This window comes from Simplicispira sp. 125 (assembly GCF_003096555.1).
Taxonomy (GTDB): Bacteria; Pseudomonadota; Gammaproteobacteria; order Burkholderiales; family Burkholderiaceae_C; genus Simplicispira.
In genome coordinates, this window is record NZ_QEKM01000001.1 from 1,984,969 (window position 1) to 2,004,094 (window position 19,126).

Annotated in this window: 18 protein-coding genes; 5 read left to right on the plus strand and 13 right to left on the minus strand. The window is 66.4% G+C overall.

From position 1 onward, the window contains the following. Positions 1–4 precede the first annotated feature (4 nt). The 12 genes from C8D04_RS09225 to C8D04_RS09290 all read right to left on the minus strand — a co-directional run bounded on the left by C8D04_RS09225 (position 5) and on the right by C8D04_RS09290 (position 12,065). Positions 5–928, minus strand: coding sequence for a DMT family transporter (locus C8D04_RS09225; protein WP_116004577.1), 924 nt, complete (start codon positions 926–928; stop codon positions 5–7). A 28-nt stretch (positions 929–956) separates the two neighbouring features. Continuing rightward, entirely contained in the window at positions 957–2,579 is a 1,623-nt protein-coding gene (locus tag C8D04_RS09230; RefSeq protein ID WP_116004578.1) for a gamma-glutamyltransferase family protein, read from the minus strand. 12 nt (positions 2,580–2,591) lie between these two features. Continuing rightward, the gene (locus C8D04_RS09235; protein WP_116004579.1) at positions 2,592–3,020 is read right to left on the minus strand and encodes a thioesterase family protein; all 429 of its coding nucleotides are present in this window, start codon (positions 3,018–3,020) and stop codon (positions 2,592–2,594) included. A 196-nt stretch (positions 3,021–3,216) separates the two neighbouring features. Further along, the gene (locus C8D04_RS09245; RefSeq protein WP_116004580.1) at positions 3,217–4,509 is read right to left on the minus strand and encodes a DUF3422 domain-containing protein; all 1,293 of its coding nucleotides are present in this window, start codon (positions 4,507–4,509) and stop codon (positions 3,217–3,219) included. A 90-nt stretch (positions 4,510–4,599) separates the two neighbouring features. Continuing rightward, positions 4,600–6,399, minus strand: a complete 1,800-nt coding sequence (locus C8D04_RS09250; protein ID WP_116004581.1) for a GspE/PulE family protein — start codon at positions 6,397–6,399, stop codon at positions 4,600–4,602. A 35-nt stretch (positions 6,400–6,434) separates the two neighbouring features. Continuing rightward, positions 6,435–7,199, minus strand: coding sequence for a spermidine synthase (locus C8D04_RS09255; RefSeq protein WP_116004582.1), 765 nt, complete (start codon positions 7,197–7,199; stop codon positions 6,435–6,437). A gap of 10 nt (positions 7,200–7,209) precedes the next feature. Continuing rightward, positions 7,210–7,743, minus strand: a complete 534-nt coding sequence (locus C8D04_RS09260) for a DNA-deoxyinosine glycosylase (RefSeq protein WP_116004583.1) — start codon at positions 7,741–7,743, stop codon at positions 7,210–7,212. A 96-nt stretch (positions 7,744–7,839) separates the two neighbouring features. Then, a complete protein-coding gene (locus C8D04_RS09265) occupies positions 7,840–8,667 on the minus strand; it encodes a TatD family hydrolase (protein WP_116004584.1) in 828 nt (275 codons plus the stop codon). Between the two features lie 693 nt (positions 8,668–9,360). Further along, positions 9,361–9,693, minus strand: coding sequence for a thioredoxin family protein (locus C8D04_RS09275; protein WP_199562990.1), 333 nt, complete (start codon positions 9,691–9,693; stop codon positions 9,361–9,363). A gap of 26 nt (positions 9,694–9,719) precedes the next feature. After that, positions 9,720–10,052, minus strand: coding sequence for a multidrug efflux SMR transporter (locus C8D04_RS09280; RefSeq protein WP_116004585.1), 333 nt, complete (start codon positions 10,050–10,052; stop codon positions 9,720–9,722). Positions 10,053–10,066: 14 nt separating this feature from the next. Then, on the minus strand, positions 10,067–10,816 hold the full coding sequence (gene lolD, locus C8D04_RS09285) for a lipoprotein-releasing ABC transporter ATP-binding protein LolD (RefSeq protein ID WP_116004586.1): 750 nt from the start codon (positions 10,814–10,816) through the stop codon (positions 10,067–10,069). Next, on the minus strand, positions 10,809–12,065 hold the full coding sequence (locus C8D04_RS09290; protein WP_116004587.1) for a lipoprotein-releasing ABC transporter permease subunit: 1,257 nt from the start codon (positions 12,063–12,065) through the stop codon (positions 10,809–10,811). The genes lolD and C8D04_RS09290 overlap by 8 nt, the downstream gene beginning before the upstream one ends. A gap of 36 nt (positions 12,066–12,101) precedes the next feature. Here C8D04_RS09290 and C8D04_RS09295 point away from each other — a divergent pair, with 36 nt between their 5' ends. Beyond that, complete coding sequence (locus tag C8D04_RS09295; protein WP_116004588.1) at positions 12,102–13,058, plus strand: phosphoglycerate mutase; 957 nt, start codon at positions 12,102–12,104, stop codon at positions 13,056–13,058. Continuing rightward, positions 13,055–14,764, plus strand: a complete 1,710-nt coding sequence (gene recJ / locus C8D04_RS09300; RefSeq protein ID WP_116004589.1) for a single-stranded-DNA-specific exonuclease RecJ — start codon at positions 13,055–13,057, stop codon at positions 14,762–14,764. Before C8D04_RS09295 ends, recJ begins: the two co-directional genes overlap by 4 nt. Before the next feature lie 198 nt (positions 14,765–14,962). On the opposite strand, the gene C8D04_RS09305 is transcribed toward recJ, so the two are convergent. Beyond that, entirely contained in the window at positions 14,963–16,738 is a 1,776-nt protein-coding gene (locus C8D04_RS09305) for a methyl-accepting chemotaxis protein (RefSeq protein ID WP_116004590.1), read from the minus strand. Between the two features lie 155 nt (positions 16,739–16,893). On the opposite strand from C8D04_RS09305, the gene C8D04_RS09310 reads away from it, so the two are divergent. From C8D04_RS09310 to C8D04_RS09320, 3 genes are read left to right on the plus strand one after another with little or no spacing between them, the layout of a single operon-like run. Further along, positions 16,894–17,757: a 3',5'-nucleoside bisphosphate phosphatase gene (locus C8D04_RS09310; RefSeq protein WP_116004591.1), complete on the plus strand. Its 864-nt coding sequence runs from the start codon at positions 16,894–16,896 to the stop codon at positions 17,755–17,757. 12 nt (positions 17,758–17,769) lie between these two features. After that, complete coding sequence (locus C8D04_RS09315) at positions 17,770–18,405, plus strand: L-threonylcarbamoyladenylate synthase (protein WP_116004592.1); 636 nt, start codon at positions 17,770–17,772, stop codon at positions 18,403–18,405. A 47-nt stretch (positions 18,406–18,452) separates the two neighbouring features. Further along, the gene (locus C8D04_RS09320; RefSeq protein ID WP_116004593.1) at positions 18,453–19,121 is read left to right on the plus strand and encodes a site-2 protease family protein; all 669 of its coding nucleotides are present in this window, start codon (positions 18,453–18,455) and stop codon (positions 19,119–19,121) included. The last annotated feature ends 5 nt before the right edge of the window (positions 19,122–19,126 follow it).

Here is a 19,126-nt window from a genome sequence, read left to right on the forward strand (position 1 = left end):
GTGGCTACCGTACCCGCGCCGGGCGGGTAAAGACAAAAATCCCGGCGATCACCAGCACCGTGCCCGCAGCCACCCAGGGGGTAAAGGGCTCGCCCAGCAGCCACACCCCCATCAAAATGGTGGACATGGGCCCGACCATCCCGGCCTGAGAGGCTGCGCTGGCGCCAATGCGCTCGATGGCCATCATCACCATGAGTACGGGCGCGGCGGTACACAGCAGGGCGTTGAGCACCGACAACCACACCACCTCAGGCGCCACCAGCGCCGCCGACAGCGGCCGCAGCAGGGCAAACTGCAGCAGGCACAGCACACAGGCCACACTGGTGGCCAGCCCCACCAGGCGCAGCGAACCCAGGCGCTTGACCATCTCGCCGCTGTAGACCAGGTAGATGGCATAGCTGACAGCGCTGCCCAGCACCAGCGCCGTGCCCCAGGCCGTGTGCGTGCCCTGCAGGTGCACCTCCTGGCCAAACACCAGCACCACGCCGCAATAGCTGATGAGCATGCCCAGCGCCTGCCCCCAGCGGATGCCGCGCCCATACACGGCCCAGCCCAGTACCAGGACGATGGTGGGGTTGAGGTAAAGAATCAGCCGCTCCAGGCTGGCGCTGATGTAGGCGAGCCCGGCAAAGTCGAGAAAACTGGCCAGGTAGTAGCCCGAAAACCCCAGCCCCAGCACGCCCCAGCGGTCCCGGGGTTCCAGCGGCGGCTGGCCCCGGCTCGCCCACCAGGCCATGGCCGCAAAAATGGGCAAGGCAAACAGCATGCGGTACATCAGTAGCGTGACGGCATCCACCCCATAGCGGTAGGCCAGCTTGACGATGATGGCTTTGCCGCTGAAGGCAATGGCGCCCAACAGGGCCAGCACCAAACCGGATGCTCTTTTTTTGCTAGCTACCAGCGCTTGCTGCGATTGCGTTAGAGGCACTTTTTATTCAAATCTCTGTAAATCGAACCTAAAACCCGGCCGCCTGTCCGTCGCGCCGTGGGTCGCTGGCGGCCACGTAGCCCTGGGTGTGGGGATCGCCCAGCCGCCAGATGAACTGGCCTGCGCCAAACTCACCATAGGGGTCATTCAGCACCGTCATCTGGTGGCCGCGTTCTGCAAGGCCCTGAAGGGTCTCTGCAGGCAAAGTGGCCTCGGCATGCACCGACAGCCCCTGGTTGTAGCGCCAGCGCGGCGCATCGCATGCGGCCTGCGGGTTCTGGCCATGGTCGAGCATGCGCACCAGCGTCTGCACGTGGCCCTGGGGCTGCATGTTGGCGCCCATCACACCAAAGCCCATGACCGGCTGGCCGCCCTGGGTGACAAAGCCGGGAATGATGGTGTGGAACGGCCGCTTGCCCGGCGCCACCCGGTTGGCCGGGTTGGCGCCGCGCGGGTCGGTGCTGAAACCAAAGCCCCGGTTCTGCAGGCTGATGCCGAACTCAGGCTCCACGCAGCCCGATCCAAAGCCCTGGTAGTTGCTCTGGATGAAGCTGACCATCATGCCATTCTCGTCGGCCGTGGTGAGGTAGATGGTGCCGCCCCCGGCAGGCTTGCCGGCGCCAAAGTCCTGTGCGCGTTGCATGTCGATGAGTTTGGCACGGGTGGCCAGGTAGCTGCCATCGAGCATTTGCGCGGCCGTCACCTCCATCGACGATGGATCGGCCACGTAGCGGTAGACATCGGCAAAGGCCAGCTTCATGGCTTCGATCTGCAGGTGCTGCGCGGCCGCGCCATCCACGGGCAGACGGGCCAGGTCGAAATGCTCCAGCATGCCCAGCGCCATCAGCGCGGCCAGGCCCTGCCCGCTGGGCGGTATTTCGTGCACGGCGTAGCCCCGATAGGCCTGCGCAATGGGCGCAACCCACTCCGCCCGGTGCGCCGCCAGGTCAGCCAGCGTGAGAGCGCCGCCATGCTGCGCAGAAAACCGCGCCAGGGCCTGGGCGATTGCGCCGGTGTAGAACGCCTCGCCCCGCGTAGCGCCAATGGCGCGCAGGGCCCGCGCTGCCGCCGGGAAGCGGAACAGCTCGCCCACCTGCGGCGCCCGCCCCCAGGGCATGAAGTGCTGGGCGAAACCGGGCTGCGCCTGCAGCTCGGGCACGGCGGCCGCCCATTTGCCCTGCACCACCACGGGCACAGCGTAGCCGCGCTCGGCGATCTCGGTCGCGGGTGCCATCAGGTCGGCAAACGGCAGCTTGCCAAAGCGTTCACTCAGTGCCACCCAGGCACTGACCGCGCCCGGCACGGTGATTGAATCCATCCCCCGGCGGGGCGGCGTGCGGGCCGCCGTGCCGTATTTGCGGTGAAAGTAGTCCGGCGTCCAGGCCTGCGGTGCACGGCCCGAGGCGTTGAGTCCGTGCAAGGCCTGGCCGTCCCAGAGGATGCAAAAGGCATCGCCCCCCAGGCCATTGCTCACCGGCTCGCACACGGCCATGGCGGCGGCGGCGGCCACGGCCGCATCTACCGCATTGCCCCCTTGCCACAGCATGCGCAGCCCCGCCTGCACCGCCAGCGGATGCGAGGTGGCCACCACATTGCGCGCAAACAGCGGCAGGCGCGCGCTGGGGTAGGACGGTTGGTAGTCGAAGTGCATGGCGGCTCCCGTTCAGAGGGCGGCAATCCGCTCCATAAAACGCTCAGGCACGGGGGCGACTTTTTTGTCTTGCGGGTGCACGAACACCACACCCAGTTTGCCGCGCGCTACTTCGCGGCCCGCATTCTTTTCGGTCATGCGAAAAACGATATCGAAGCCATAGCGGTTGAAATCCGTGGGCAGCATTTCCACGCGCATGGTCTCGCCATGGAAACCCTCGGACTTGTACTGGGCCACGATGTCTCCAACCACGATGGACAGCCCCTCGACACCGGCTTCGCGATAGCCCAGGGCCTGGAAGAAGCGCACGCGGGCTTCGGACACCAGCGTGAGCAGCTGCGCATTGTCCAGATGCCCGCCCTGGTTGACATGGCTGATGTAGATCTGGATTTCGGTGGAAAACGTGAACTGCTCGGGCAGCTGGAACTGGATGCGGGGCATAGGAATTAAAGGTTGAAAAAATCTCAGTGATCCGTCGCGCTAGACGCCACCCCTCACCGATGAAACTGGCGCGGCCCAAGCCAGGGCCACCGTGCAAGGGCCGCCCCGCCGCACCGGTGGCATCCCCCTGCCCGCATCGCACAGCAATGCGAGAGTGGGGGGAAGGAGCGCAGCGACACAGGGGGGGTGTTTCATTTCAGTGCTTGAACATTTTGTGATGGAGGCGCCGCAGCGACCACCACACGGTCAGCCCCACCACAGGAATGGCAATGGCCGCCGTGGTCTCGGGCGAGAGGGGCCAGCCGACCGGCTGCGCCCCCTTGGCCAGGTAGCTCACCAGGCCCACGATGTAATAGGTGATGGCAGCCACCGACAGGCCCTCCACCGTGGACTGCAGCTTGAGCTGCATGTCCTGGCGCTGGTTCATGCTGGCCAGGAGCTGCTGGCTGCTTTGCTGCTGCTCGATCTCGACGCGCGTGCGCAGCAGGTTGCTGATGCGCGAGACGCGCCGCGAGAGCGCTTCTTGCCGCCGTGCAGCCCATTCGCAGGTGCTGCGCGCGGGGGTCAGGCGCCGGTGCATGAATTCGCCAATGGTCTGCATGCCGGCCAGGCGCGATTCGTAAATGTCCTGGATGCGCCGGTCCACCAACTCGAAATACGCACTGCTGGCCGAAAACCGCGAATGCGTGGCTGCGTAGGCGCTTTCCACCTGCCCGGCCAGGCGGGTCAGCCGGTCAAGCAATGCGGGCTCGGCATGGCGGTTGGCGGTGCGGATGGCATCGGCCAGTTCGGCCAGTTCACGCTCGGCACTGGCCAACAAGGCGGTCGCCTCGCGTGCGGCAGGCAGGCCCAGCAGCGCGGCCATGCGGTAGGTTTCGATCTCCTGCAGGCGCTGCACCAGGCGGCCCAGGCGCCGGGGCGTCATGCCGCCGGTCAGCAGCACCATGCGCGAATGGCCATCGGCGTGGATGGCGAAGTCGGTATACACCTCACCATGGCCGTCGGCCACGGTGGAGGCCACCAGGGTGTCCTCATTCAACACATGGCGCACCAGCGAACCCGAACCGAACTCCTTGGTGGGCAGCACCCACAGGTTCAGGCTGCACAGGCACTGGCCCGGCAGTTGCGCCAGCCAGTCGCGCGGCACGGCGCTCAAGGCGCCCACGGGCTCGCGCTCACCAAAGCCCTCGGTCTGCAGCGGCACGGTAAATGTCCAGCTGACAAACTCGGTGTGCATCTCCCAGCGCAGGCGGTAGGCCCCCAGGTCCACGCGCAGGTGCGTGGTCTGCCCATCGGGCAGGGCCTGGTGGTGGTTGCGCAGCAGCGCGGCCACATGGGCGCGGCTGGCTTCGCGCCCGGCCGCGTCGGCCAGCATCACGATGTGCGTGCTGGCTACGGGGGCGCTGATGGCCTCGGGCGGGCGGGCGTGAACCTCGTTGTGCAGCTGCGCCCGCTGGGGGTGCTGCGCAGGGGGGGGCGCGGAGAGCATCGAAGAAAAACCTTTGGTGGCAAGAGAGGGGCCATCACAGCGATGAACGCTGTGGGGTACCGGGGAAGGCCTTGGTGTGTGTGTGCGTCTTTACTGCGGAGGCGGGGTGGCTGCGACCACTTCTTCCAGCGTGGTCATGCCCTGCGCCACGCGCAGGGCGCCCGCCATGCGCAGGGGACGCATGCCATCCTTGACCGCCTGACGGCGCAAGGTGTCCATCGAGGGCTCCTTGGTGATGCCCGCCTTGAGCGTCTCGGTGACGGTGAGCAATTCATACAGGCCCATGCGCCCACGGAACCCGGTCATGCGGCAATCCACGCAGCCCACGGGCTTGTAGGGATGGAAACTCCCGCTGAGCTTCCAGGGCTTGACCGCCTGGGCCAGCGCATCCTGCGAGGCCTCTTCGTCGGGCTGCTTGCACTCCTTGCACAGCGTGCGCACCAGCCGCTGGGCCAGCACGCCCAGCAGCGTGGCATTGATGAGGTAGGACGGAATACCCAGTTCCATGAGACGGGTGACGGCCGAGATCGCGTCGTTGGTGTGCAGGGTGCTGAACACCAGGTGGCCCGTGAGTGCGGCCTGCACGGCCATTTCGGCGGTTTCCAGGTCGCGGATTTCGCCCACCATGATGATGTCCGGATCCTGGCGCATGAGGGCGCGCACGCCTTCGGCAAAACTGAAATCGAGCTGCGGCTGCACCTGCGTCTGGTTGAAACTGGGCTCGATCATTTCGATCGGGTCTTCCACCGTGCTGACGTTGACCTCCTCGGTGGCCACGCGCTTGAGGGTGGAATACAGCGTCGTGGTCTTGCCCGAACCCGTAGGCCCAGTCACCAGGATGATGCCGTAGGGGCGCTTGATGAGTTCTTCCCAGCGCTGTGCGTCGTGCGGCGCAAAGCCCAGCGCGTCGAGGTCCTTGACCGCCGTGTCGGGGTCAAAAATCCGCATCACCATCTTCTCGCCAAAAGCCGTGGGCAGTGTGGCCAGGCGCATTTCGACTTCGTCGCCACGCTGGTTGCGCGTCTTGATACGGCCGTCCTGCGGGCGGCGCTTTTCCACCACGTCCATGCGGCCCAGGAGCTTGACGCGCGCCACCATGGCGCTCATCACGGAGAGCGGCATCTGGTAGACCGGGTGCAGCACACCGTCGATGCGAAAACGGATCACGCCCTGCTCGCGCCGGGGTTCGAGGTGGATGTCGCTGGCGCGCTGGTCAAAGGCGTACTGCCAGAGCCAGTCCACCACCTTGACCACGCCCTGGTCGTTGGCGTCGAGCTGCTTGTTGGTCTTGCCCAGTTCGACCAGCTGTTCGAAGTTGCTGGTGGCCGCGTTGCCGCCCGCCTTTTGCGCCACGCGCACCGATTTGGCCAAGGCAAAAAATTCGGCGGTAAAGCGGTGGATGTCCAGCGGATTGGCCACCACGCGGCGCACCGGGCGGCGCGCCTGGCGCTCGACCTCGGCCACCCAGTCGGTGATGAAGGGCTCGGCCGTGGCGATCACTACCTCTTTGGCTGTGACCTGCACCGGCAGCACCTTGTGGCGCTCGGCATAGGTGGCGCTCATGGTGTCGGCCACCTTGCCCACATCCACCTTGAGGGGGTCGATGCGCAGGTAGGGCAGATCGCAGCGCTGGGCCAAAAATTCGGTCAGCATCTCGATGTCCAGCGGCTTGCCGTCCCGCTCGCGCACCATGGCCACGTTGGCCAGGCGCACCAGCGGGTGCTGGGCGCTTTCGGCCTGCGAACAGCGTGCAATGGTGCGCTGCGCCTCCTCGGTGGCAATCACGCCGTCGGTACTCAGCCAATCGACAATGCGGCGCCAGTCCAGCGGCCCCACGGGGGCCGGGCCGGACGCCCGTGGGATGGGCGCATGGGAGGTATGGTGTGTCATGTCTGTGCTCTTTGGTGCAGTATCGCCGCGACCGCTTAACCCGCCAGGGGCTTGAAGCCGCGCACCCACTTGGCGGTGGGCAGGCCCCAGCGCTGGTTCAGGTCTTCACAGCGCGCGGCCAGTTCACCGCGCTTGAAGCGCGTGGCCGTGCGCTGGGCCAGCACCACGGTATTGCCCTCGCGCGTGGGCTTGAAGGCCCACAGCGCATCTTCGCCAAAGGCGGTGGCCATTTTTTCGATGCTCTGCTCAAAGCTGGACGACCGGCCGAACAGGTTGACTGTCATGCAGCCATCCTCGCTCAGCAGGTCGCGGCAATGGGCATAAAAGTCGGGCGTATCGAGCACAGGGGCCGCGGCCTGGTCGTCGTACAGGTCCACAGCCAGCGCATCGACCGTGCCCAGCCACATGGGGTCGCGGATTTCCTGCGCCGCATCGGCCAGCACCACGCGCATCTTGGGGCCGTCGGGCGGCAGCTTGAACCAGGCACGGCACACGGCCAGCACCTGCGGGTTGAGTTCGATGGCGGTGGCGCACATGCGCAGCTTCTTGTGGCAGAACTTGGTGATGGCCCCCGCCCCCAGGCCCAGTTGCATGGCGTGGCGTTTGCCCACGCTGGCAGGCTCCATGAACAGCAGCCAGGCCATCATGCGCTGGATGTATTCCAGCTCCAGATCAAAAGGTGCATCGATGCGCATGGAGCCCTGGATCCAGGGTGTTCCCAAGTGCAGGTGGCGCACCTCGCCGTCGTCGGAGACGCTGACTTCGGGCAGTTCGTCGGTGGTGGTTTTCTTGCGGGCCATTCAATTGTCTTCAAAGGATTCCATGGGCGGCCAGGGCCTCGCCCCACGCCGCGCGTTTGCGCTCAAAGCTCCACGAGGCGTTGGCCGGGCTGGTCGAGGGCAGCTTGCACACCGGCACGCCCAACGCCGCCGTGGCGCGTGCATGCCGAAAGCTTTCCCCGCCATTGTGTGCGATGGCAGCCAGCCGGGGGCAGCGCATGCGCAGGAGGGCAAAGTCATTCACCTCGGCATTGCGGATGCGGGCGTCGAGGCTGCCCTCGCGCTCGCACGCGCCGTACACATCCCACAGACCCAGGCCACGCGCCAGCAGCCAGTCGCAGCGCGCCGCATAGTCCTGCGGCCCGGGCAACAGGTTTTGTGGCCACAGCGCCTGCAGAATGCGCCAAAAATGGTTGTGCGGGTGCGCGTAATACTGCTGCGCCCGCAGCGACGCCACGCCGGGAAAGCTGCCCAGCACCAGCACCACCGTGCCCGACCCCACCACCGGCGGCAAACCCACCAGCCGCCCTGGGGGCGTTGGCAAGGGTGTCGCGGGGTGGGTCATGGTGTGCGGCTTTCGGGGAGGCTTGCGCAAGTTACATTTACTATCAATTCAATAGCTAATTGCGCTTGATGGTAGAGCGTTAGATGGCATTTTCTCTTATTTTTTTGTACGCCTCTGCAGACGGGGCAATGCCTGCAGCGCATTCGCGTGCGTCTGGCGCGCCAGGTCGTGCAGTGCCATGCCGCGCAGATCAGCGAGCACCTGGGCAATGCGCGGCAGCTCAGCGGGGGTGTTGCGGCCCTGCGCAGCGCCTGCGGCGCGCTCGGCAGCGGTGCGGTAGAGCCAGTGCGGCGGCATGTCGGGCGCATCGGTCTCCAGCACCAGCGCCTCGACCGGCAGTTCCGTGGCCAGGCGGCGCAATTGCAGCGCACGCTCGTAGGTCAACGCGCCGCCAAAGCCCAGTTTGAAGCCCAGCGCAATAAAGGCACGCGCCTGCTGCAGACTGCCGTTGAAGGCGTGCGCAATGCCGCCCTGCACCGGCACTTCGCGCAGGCCTTTGAGCAACTGGTCGGCCGAGCGGCGTACATGCAGGATCACGGGCAGGTCAAAACGGCGTGCCAGTTGCAGTTGCTGGCGGTAGAAATACGCTTGGCGCTCTGCGTCCAGCCCCGGCACAAAGAAGTCCAGGCCGATTTCGCCCACGGCGACAAGGTGCGGGTCGTCGCGGTGCTGATCCAGCCGCTGCGCCAGGCGCGCCAGGTCGTCATCCGCCGCCTGCGGGGTGTAGAGCGGGTGGATGCCCAGGGCGTAGCTGTCACCATGGCGGTGGGCCAGCCTGCGTACGGCTTCGGCATGTGCGACCTGCACGGCTGGGAGGACGAGATGCTGCACGCCTGCGGCGCGGGCCTGGGCACGCACAGCGTCTGCGTCATGCGCAAACTCGGGGGCGTCGAGGTGGCAATGGGTGTCGATCCAGAGGGACATGGGGGGGATGATCCCATAGAGGGCCTTGTGGTGACTGTGCGCTTTGCTGAGGGCGCAGGCCGGGTCTCGCCCCGGCGGGCGAGGTACTTGTTCTTTGCTTCGCCAAAGAAAAGTACCCAAAAGAAAGGCGACCCTGCTGTCTGCGTCCCTGCGCTGCGCTGCGGGCAACCTGCGGTGCTTGGTGCTGGCGGGGTCTCGCTCGAACTCGCGCCTGCGGCGCTCAAACAATCGCGAGCCCTGATCCGCCATCCCCTGCGCGCCGCAGGCGCATACAAAAGGGGTGGGAGTCCAACATCCCTACGGGCCATCGCTGCGCTCGGCACCAAGGGGCCGCAGGCGCTATGCGCTGCGCATGCCAGGCCGAGCGCAGCGACGGCCCGTGTCAGGCTTCCAACCCCCTTCTGGCTGCGCCTGCGGCGGGGTGCTTGCGGGGTGGCGGGTGTGCCGCAGGACACACCCGCTTCGTGATCTGACTCGCCGTGGTTGTCCGAACGAAGCGCGCAGCGCGCAGTGAGTTCCACGGCGCACCCCGCAAGCACCCCGGCGCAGGTGTGCCCCGCAGGGGCCGCAGGCTGTGGGGCGCGTTTCTTTGCCTCCTTTCTTGTCGCGCACAAGAAAGGAGGTCGCCCGCCGGGGCGAATCCCGGCCTCCGCCCTCCGCAAAGCCCCAAAAACCCCAAAAGCCCCCAGAAGCTCAAAAAGAGAACAACCCCCACAACCGCTCCATCTCCACCCCCACCTCCTGCAGGCTGAAGCTGCGCCCACGCTCCAGCGCCAGCTGCCCGCCCAAATAGAAGCGCAACACCGGCAGGCTGAAAACACCCTGCTGTGCGCACACCGCAGGCGCCTGCGCGCAATCGACATAAGCCATGGCGACCTGTGGAAACGATTGCGCCACCATGCTTTCAATGCGCGGCCGTATCGCCTGGCACACGCCGCAGTGGGCGCCGCCAAACAACACCAGCAGCGCGGGTCCCGCAATACGCGCCTGCAGTTGCGCTTCTCCACAAACCGTCTCCATCGCCATGTCGGTCCCTCTGCCGCGCCCGCCGATCAATGGCCGGTAGATTTGGAAAACAACTGGATCACCGCCACGCCCGCGACGATGAGCGCCATCCCGAGCGCGCCCGCCCAGTCGATGCTCTGGTGGTACAGCACCCATCCCGCCAGGGTGATGAGCACGATACCCAGGCCCGACCAGATGGCATAGGCAACGCCCATGGGAATGGTTTTGAGCGTGAATGCCAGGCAATAAAAAGCCACGCCATAACCGAGCACGACCAGGCACGACGGCCACAGCCGCGTGAACCCGGCGCTGGCCTTGAGCGCGGTGGTGGCCACCACCTCGGCCACGATGGCAATGCCCAGCACCCAATAGGCTTGCACCGCCAGCCTCCCGCCTACTGGCCCGCTGCGTCGGCCACGAGCCGACCCGCCACCAGGCGCAATTGCCGGTCGCAGCGCACGGCCAGGGTTTCGTCGTGCGTCACCATCACAAACGCCGTGCCCTGCTCACGCGCCAGTTGCAGCATGTGCTGGAACACGCCTTCGGCAGTGGTTCGGTCGAGGTTGCCGGTGGGTTCGTCGGCCAGCACGCAGGCCGGGCGCGTCACCAAGGCGCGCGCAATGGCCACGCGCTGGCGCTCGCCGCCCGAGAGCTCGGCGGGGCGATGCTGCACGCGGCCCGCCAGCCCTACGTGGGCCAGCATGGCCTCGGCCTGGCGCGTGCATTCGGCGTAGGGCAGGCGGCGGATGCGCAGCGGCATGGCGACGTTGTCGAGCGCGCTGAACTCGGGCAGCAGGTGGTGGAACTGGTAGACAAAGCCCAGGTACTGGTTGCGCAGCCGCCCCTGTTCGGCTGCAGATCGCTGTGCCAAGTCCTGGCCATGCAGGTGCACGCTGCCCGACGTGGGCGCATCGAGCGCGCCCATCAGGTGCAAAAGCGTGCTCTTGCCCGAGCCCGAGGCGCCCACAATGGCCAGCGTCTCGCCCGCGTGCACGTCCAGGTCCACGCCCTGGAGCACGGTCACGTCGAGGCGCCCTTCAGTGAAACGTTTGGTCAGGCCACGCACCGCCAGCACCACTTTATTTTTTGAGGATTTTTGGTCTTCAGCGCTTACTGTATAAGCGCTATTAGCTATATTATTCATAGCGCAATGCCTCGGCGGGGTTGACGCGGCTGGCGCGCCAGCTGGGGTACAGCGTCGCCACGAAAGACAGCACCAGCGAGATCACGCCGATGGGCACGATGTCGGCGGGTTGCGGGTCGCTGGGCATGCGGCTGATGAGGTAAATGTCTTTGGGCAGGAAGCTGGCACTGAGCAAGCGCTCGATGGCCGGCACGATCACGTCGATGTTGACCGCGATGGACAGGCCCAGCAACAGCCCGGCCAGCGTGCCGATGACACCGACCATGGCGCCCTGCACCACGAAGATGCCCATGATGCTGCGCGGGCTGGCGCCCAGGGTGCGCAGGATGGCGATGTCGGCGCGCTTGTCCTGCACCGTCATCACCAGGGTCGAGACCAGGTTGAACGCCGCCACCGCCACGATGAGCGTGAGGATGATGAACATCATGCGTTTTTCCAGCTGCACGGCGGCAAACCAGGTGCGGTTCTGCTGCGTCCAGTCGCGGATCAGCAGATCGCCACTCAGGCTGGAGGCCAGCTCCTGCGCCACGGTGCGCGCCTGGTGCAGGTCACGCAGTTTCAGGCGGATGCCGGTGGGGCCTTCGAGGCGAAAGATGCGCTGCGCATCCTCGTGGTGCAGCAACACCAGGGTCGAATCGTATTCGTAGTGGCCCGAATCAAAAGTGCCGGCCACCGCCATCTGCTTGATGCGCGGCACCACACCGGCCGGTGTGACCTGGCCCGCCGGGGCGATCAGCGTGACCACATCGCCCGTGCGCACGCCCAGCATGCGCGCCAGCTCGCCGCCCAGCACCACGCGGAACTCGCCCGGCACCAACTGGCGCAGTACTTCACCCTGGCTGCCCGCCACCAGGTCGGTGACCTCGGGTTCCAGCACCGGATCGATACCGCGCACCAGCGCGCCCTTCATATCCTCGCCGCGCGCCAGCAGGGCCTGGGCAGACACGAATGGTGCCGCGCCCACCACCTGCGGGTTGCGCCGCGCTTCCTGCATAGTGAGATTCGGGTCGGCCATGGCCGCACCACCGGGCGCAAAAATTTCAATGTGCGAGACGACGCTGAGCATGCGGTCGCGCACTTCTTTCTGAAAACCGTTCATCACCGACAAGACGATGATCAGCGCCGCCACACCGAGCGCAATGCCCAGCATGGACACGCCCGAGATGAAGGAGATGAAGCCATTGCGCCGCGTGGCGCGCCCGGCGCGCGTGTAGCGCCAGCCCAGGGCCAGTTCGTAAGGGATTTGCATGAGTGGGCGATTGTGGCATCCCGCAAAATACCCGGTATGTCAGACATTCTCCATTTGCTCATTCCCTACGCCGCCTGCTCGTCACCCGGCAGCCAGCAGGCCCTGCAGGGGTTGCAGCTTGCACACCTGGACCGGCTCATCGCCCGTCTGGTGCCGCTGGAGGGCGATGTGGGCGACGACGAAACCCTCTCGGCCCCGCACGAACGCGCCCTGGCCCGGGCCCTGGGCCTGCCGGGCGGCGCGGGCCGCATCCCCTGGGCCGCGTGGCACCTGCACCAGCAAGGCCGCGCGCAAGAAGCCGTGGACAGTGCCTGGGCCTTTGTCACGCCCTGCCACTGGCAGGTGCGCACCGACCATGTCACGCTGGACGACCCGGCCGAGCTGGGGCTGAGCGAAGAAGCATCGCGCGCGCTGCTGGCCATCATGGCACCCTGGTTCGAGGGCGACGGCATCACCCTGCACTATGACCAACCCACCCGCTGGCTGGCGCAGGGCGAACTGCTGGCCGACCTGCCCACGGCCTCGCCCGAGCGCGTGCTGCGCCGCGATGTCTCGCACTGGCTGCCGGGCTCGCACAAAAGCCACCCGCTGCGCCGTTTGCACAGCGAGATGCAGATGCTGCTCTATACCCACGCCTTCAACGACGAGCGCGAGGCAGCGCGCCAGCGCCCCGTCAACGCTTTCTGGCTGCATGGCGCCGGGCGGCTGGACCACACCCCGGCCCCCACCGGCCCCGCTCCCGTGGTCGAGGCAGGATTGCAAGACGCGGCCCTGCGCGAGGACTGGGCCGCCTGGGCCAGCGCCTGGCAGGCGCTGGATACAGGCGCCCTGGCCCGGCTCGAAGCCCATGTCGCCCGCGGCGGTGCGGCCCAGCTCACGCTGTGCGGCGACCGCAGCGCGCTGGCCTGGCACACCGCACCGCGCTCGCTGGGCCAACGGATTCAAGGTTTTTTTAGGCCCCAGCGCTTTGCAGACGTGCGCGAGCAGCTATGAACATCATAGCTAGAGCAATCCCGCCCCGCGCCGCCTGGGCGCTGGAGCAAGCAGGCATCCACCCTCTGCTGGCCCGCCTGTACGCCGCACGCGGCGTGATCCACCGCGACGAGCTGGACGATGGCCTGGCCCGCCTGCTGCCCCCGGCCGGTCTGCAGGGCGTGCAGGCTGCCGCCCGCTTGCTGGCCGATGCCGTGGCCAGCGACCAGCGCCTGTGCATCGTGGCCGACTACGATTGCGACGGCGCCACCGCCTGCGCCGTGGCCGTGCGCGGCCTGCGCCTGCTGGGCGCCCGCCATGTGAACTACCTGGTGCCCGACCGCGTAATCGATGGCTACGGCCTGACGCCCCCCATTGCCCGGCGCGTCAAAGAACAAGGCGCCGACGTGCTCATCACCGTGGACAACGGCATTGCCAGTTGTGAAGGCGTGGCCGAGGCCAAGGCGCTGGGCCTGACGGTGCTGGTGACCGACCACCACCTGCCGGGCGAACAACTGCCGCAGGCCGACGCCATCGTCAACCCCAACCAGCCCGGCTGCACCTTCGAGAGCAAGTCCATGGCCGGTGTGGGCGTGGTGTTTTATGTGCTGCTGGCGCTGCGCTCCGAACTGCGCGCGCGGGGTGTTTTTGATACGGCCCACCAGCCCAAGCTCGACCCGCTGCTGCCGCTCGTCGCCCTGGGCACCGTGGCCGACGTGGTGCGCCTGGACACCAACAACCGCCGCCTGGTGGCACAGGGCCTCAAGCGCATCCGCGCCGGCCAGATGCCCGCCGGCATCGCAGCGCTGCTGCGCGTGGCCGGGCGCCAGCCCGCCATGGCCACCACCTTCGACTTTGGCTTTGCGCTGGGGCCCCGCATCAACGCGGCGGGGCGCCTGGCCGACATGACGCTGGGCATCGAATGCCTGCTGACCGACGACGCTGCCCGTGCCGATGCACTGGCGCAGCAGCTGGACGCGATCAACCGCGAACGCCGCGAGATCGAAACCGGCATGCGCGACCAGGCCCAACTGATGGCCGAAAACCTGTTCGAGGAAGGCGCGGAGCCGCCCCCGGCCATCAGCGTGTTCGACCCCGACTTTCACGAAGGCGTGGTCGGCATCGTGGCCAGCCGCATCAAAGACAAGCTGCACCGCCCCACCTTCGTTTTTGCCGCCAGCGGCGCGCCCGGTAAGGCGCACGAACTCAAGGGATCGGGCCGCTCCATCCCCGGTTTTCACCTGCGCGACGCGCTCGACCTGGTGTCCAAGCGGCACCCCGGTGTGCTGCTGCGTTTTGGCGGCCATGCCATGGCGGCCGGCTGCACCGTGCCCGAGGACCAGTTCGACGTCTTTGAGCAGGCGCTGGCGCAAGTGGCCCGCGAATGGCTGGACGCCGCCACCCTCACGCGCCGCATCGAGACCGACGGGCCCCTGGCGCCCGAATACTGCCGCACCGACCTCGTGGACACGCTGCACCGCGAAGTCTGGGGCCAGGGCTTTGCGCCGCCCCTGTTCAGCGAAGAGGTCGAGGTGCTGAGCCAGCGCCTGGTGGGCGAGCGCCACCTCTCACTCAAGCTGCGCCACCAGGGCACGCCGGTGGACGGCATCTGGTTCGGCCACACCGACCCCCTGCCCAGCCGCGTGCTGCTGGCCTTCCGCCTCGACGTGAACGAGTGGAAGGGCGAGCGCAAGGTGCAGTTTCTGGTCGAGGGCGCGCAGCTCTGAGCTGCACCCACGGCAGCACACCGAATAATTCAAGAAAAATTGGGCTCTAACGCTTACTGGGTAAGCGCTAGCAGCTATCAAAAAAATACCGGAACTCACAAGGCGGTGCGCCCACGGGTTCCGGTATTTTGGGGGCCAGGCCGATGCATTGCGCACCGGCATCGGCAAAAGCCCAGGTCCTAGAACGTATTCAAGGTCTTAGAAGCTTTCCCAGTCGTCATCCCCACCCTGCGCCGCCTTGCGCACGGGCGGCGGTGCTGCGGCAATCCGGGGGGCTGGCGCTGCCGCCTTTTTGGCGGGGCCTGCCACCGCAGGTTTGGCCGTGCGCGCCGGTGCTGCCACCTGCCGGGGCGCGGGCGAGGCAGCCACACGCGCGGCAGGCGCAGGGGGCACAGCACGCCGTGGTGCAGCGGGCGCACGGGTGGGCATGGCGCCCACGTTGAACACCGCAATCACATCCGCCAGGTGCTGGGCCTGGTCGCGCATGGACGCGGCGGCAGCCGTGGATTCTTCCACCAACGCGGCATTTTGCTGCGTCATCTGGTCGAGGTGCGTCACGGCCTGGTTGACCTGCGCGATACCGTCACGCTGCTCGGTCGAAGAGGCTGTGATCTCACCAATCAGGTCGCTCACGCGCTGCACGCTGGCCACGATCTCGGCCATGCTCTGCCCGGCTTCGGCGACTTGCCTGGAACCCGTCTCCACGTTCTCGACCGAGGCGCTGATCAGCGTCTTGATCTCCTTGGCGGCCTCGGCGCTGCGGCCCGCCAGGCTGCGCACCTCGCTGGCCACCACGGCAAAACCACGGCCCTGCTCACCCGCACGGGCGGCCTCGACAGCAGCGTTCAGCGCCAGGATGTTGGTCTGGAAGGCGATGCCGTCGATCACGCCGATGATGTCGGAAATCTTGCGCGAGCTATGGGTGATGTGCTGCATGCTGGACACCACCTGGCCCACCACCTCGCCGCCGCGTGCCGCGGCCTGGGCGGCCGTGCCTGCCAGCTGGTTGGCCTGGCGGGCCGTGTCGGCCGACTGGGTCACGGTGGCGGTCAGTTCCTCCATGCTGGCAGCCGTCTGCTCCAGGTTCGAAGCCGTCTGTTCCGTGCGGGCCGAAAGGTCATGGTTGCCATTGGCAATCTCCACCGAGGCGGAAGAAACGGCATCGACCCCGACGCGCACCTCGCCCACCACACCGCGCAGCCGCTCTGCCATGCTCGACAGCGAACGCAGCATGTGGCCCAGTTCGTCCTTGCGCGTGGACTGCAGGTCGCGCGTCAGATCTCCGGCGGCAATGGCATCGGCCAATTCCACGGCCTGGCCCAGCGGCACGGTGATGGAATGCACCAGCTTCCAGGCCAGCAACAAAAAGAGGCCCATCAACACAGCGGAGGCCGCCAGGCCCTGGACGGCATACGACACACGCCGCTCATTGACTGCGGCACGCACCGCATCACGGCGCTTTTGCAGCACAGCAACGAAGTCATCCTGCGACTTGAGGTAAGAGGTAATCAGCGGGGCAAACTGCTCATCGGCAAAGCGCTGTGTTTCCACTACGTCGCCTGCGCCCTTGAGATCCCAGGTCTTAGCGGTTGCCGCCAGCACCGCCTTGCGCGCTGCGAGCACGGCGTCCACAGCCGCTTTTTCCTCGGGCGCAGTGGACTCGGCCACGATTTTTTCCTGGATCTTGGTGATGTCGCCAATGATGGCCTTGACCTTGGCGTTGTACTGCTCTGCCAGCACGGAGTCCGAGGTCACCGCAGCGCCCAGAACCATGTTGACGGCGGTCTCCGTGCCTCCACGCCAGCGCACGGCCATGACAATGCGCTCCTCGATCACGACGATTTCGTCCATGGCGCTGGCCATGGAGCTGTTGGTACGGTTCTGCTGGATTCCGGAGATCACCAGCATGGCGAGCATCAGTACCAAAAATGCCCCCCACAACTTGCGGGAGACGCTGATATTGTCGAGTTGCATGCTTTGGGGCCTGAAAAATCTATTGACACGCTGAATATCGCACAAAAAAAGGCTCCCGAAACATCCGTTTACATTGCAGGCCATGACCCCAAGGCGCTCGTGGATCTCCCCTCCACCGCGCCCTTCCCACCGGGACAAACCCGTAGAATGAAAAAGTGACCACCTACACCAACCCCGACCTGCACTGCCACTCCGTTGTCTCCGACGGCACCCTCACGCCCGAGGTGCTGGCGGCCCGGGCGAAGGCCAACGGGGTGGATCTGTGGGCCCTGACCGACCACGACGAAGTGGGCGGACAGCAGCGGGCCGCCGCTGCCGCACAGGCGCAAGGCATGGCCTACCTCACCGGCGTAGAAATATCGGTCACTTTTGCCCACACCACGGTGCATATCGTGGGCCTGGGCTTTGATGCCAGCAACATCCCTCTGGTGCAGGGCCTGGAGCGCACACGCGGCGGACGCGGCGAGCGTGCCCGCGAAATGGCGGAGCAACTGGCGAAGGCAGGCATTGCCGGAGCCTATGAAGGCGCCCTGCACTTCGTGGGCAACCCGGAACTCATCTCACGCACCCACTTTGCGCGCTTTCTGGTGGAAGCGGGCGTGTGCCGGGACACCAATGAGGTGTTCCGCAAATACCTTATCGAAGGCAAGCCCGGCTTTGTGCCGCACCGCTGGGCCAGCCTGGGCGATGCCGTGCGCTGGATCACCGAGGCCGGTGGCGTGGCCGTGATTGCCCACCCGGCGCGCTACCGCCTGAGCGCCAACGAAGAGTTCGCGCTGTTCTCCGAATTCAAGCAGCACGGAGGCCAGGCGGTGGAGGTGGTCACGGGCAGCCATTCAGCCGCCGAGGCCCTGAGCTACGCCGCCATGGCAAAGGAATTCGGCCTGGCAGCTTCGCGCGGCAGCGATTTCCACAGCCCCGACGAATCCCATACCGACCTGGGTACGCTGCCCCCGCTGCCCGCCGCCCTCCAGCCCGTCTGGGATTTGCTGTCAGAGCGGATTCAACCAGCCACCTGACCCCCCTGCACCATGGCCCAGTATTTCGAAGTTCATCCTGAAAACCCCCAACCGCGCTTGCTCAAGCAGGCGGCTGCGTTGCTGCAAAAGGGCGGCATCGTGGCCGTACCCACGGATTCGAGCTATGCCTTGGTGTGCCACCTGGACGACAAGAACGCCGCCGACCTGCTGCGCCGCATCCGCCAGGTGGATGATAAACACCACCTCACCCTGCTGTGCCGCGACCTGTCAGAACTGTCGAGCTATGCGCGCGTGGACAACCGCCAGTACCGCCTGCTCAAGCTGGCCACGCCGGGCGCCTACACCTTCATCCTGGAAGCGACCAAGGAAGTGCCCCGCCGCGTGAGCCACCCTTCGCGCAAGACCATCGGCCTGCGCGTGCCCGAACACAAGGCGCTGCAAGAGCTGCTGGCCTTGCATGGCGCGCCGCTGCTGGCGACCACATTGATTGCCCCCGGCGAAACCGAACCCCTCAACGATGCGCAAGAGATCCGCGAAAAGTTTGAGCAAGTTCTGGCTGCTGTGGTGGACGCCGGCGCCTGCCCCTCGGCCCCCACCACGGTGATTGACCTCACGCCCATGGGCACCGGCGGCGACCCCGAGGTGGTACGCACCGGGCGCGGCAGCCTGCAAGCGCTGGGGCTGTGATCGCCCCACCGGGACGGTAGCGCTTGCGTGTCTGAGACAATCAGCGGGTGGACATCTCCAATCTCATCCAAACCGTTCTGATCTACGCCCTGCCGGTGCTGTTTGCCATCACCGTGCACGAGGCGGCCCATGGCTATGCGGCGCGCCATTTTGGCGACAACACCGCCTACCAGATGGGGCGCATCACCCTCAACCCGCTCAAGCACATCGACCCGGTCGGCACCATTTTGATGCCGCTGCTGCTGTACTTTGCCACTTCGGGCGCCTTCCTGTTCGGCTATGCCAAGCCCGTGCCCGTCAATTTTGGCAACCTGCGCAACCCCAAGCAGCACATGGTGTGGGTGGCGCTCGCAGGGCCGGCATCCAACTTCGTGCAGGCCGTGCTGTGGGCCGTGTTTCTGGTGGTGCTGGTAGGCATGGGCTTGAATGAACGCTTCTTCATGGAAATGGCGCGTGCCGGGATATTGGTCAACCTGGTGATGTGGGCCTTCAACCTGTTCCCGCTGCCGCCGCTCGATGGCGGGCGCATCTTGGTCGGCCTGCTGCCCTGGAAGCAAGCCCACATGGTCTCGCGCATCGAGCCCTGGGGTTTCTTCATCGTGATGGGCCTGGTGATTGCGGGCATCGTCGGCAGCCTGTGGCTGCGCCCGCTGATGGCGCTAGGCTATGGCGCCATCAACCTGCTGCTCACACCGCTCACGGCGCTGCTGCGCTAATCCCC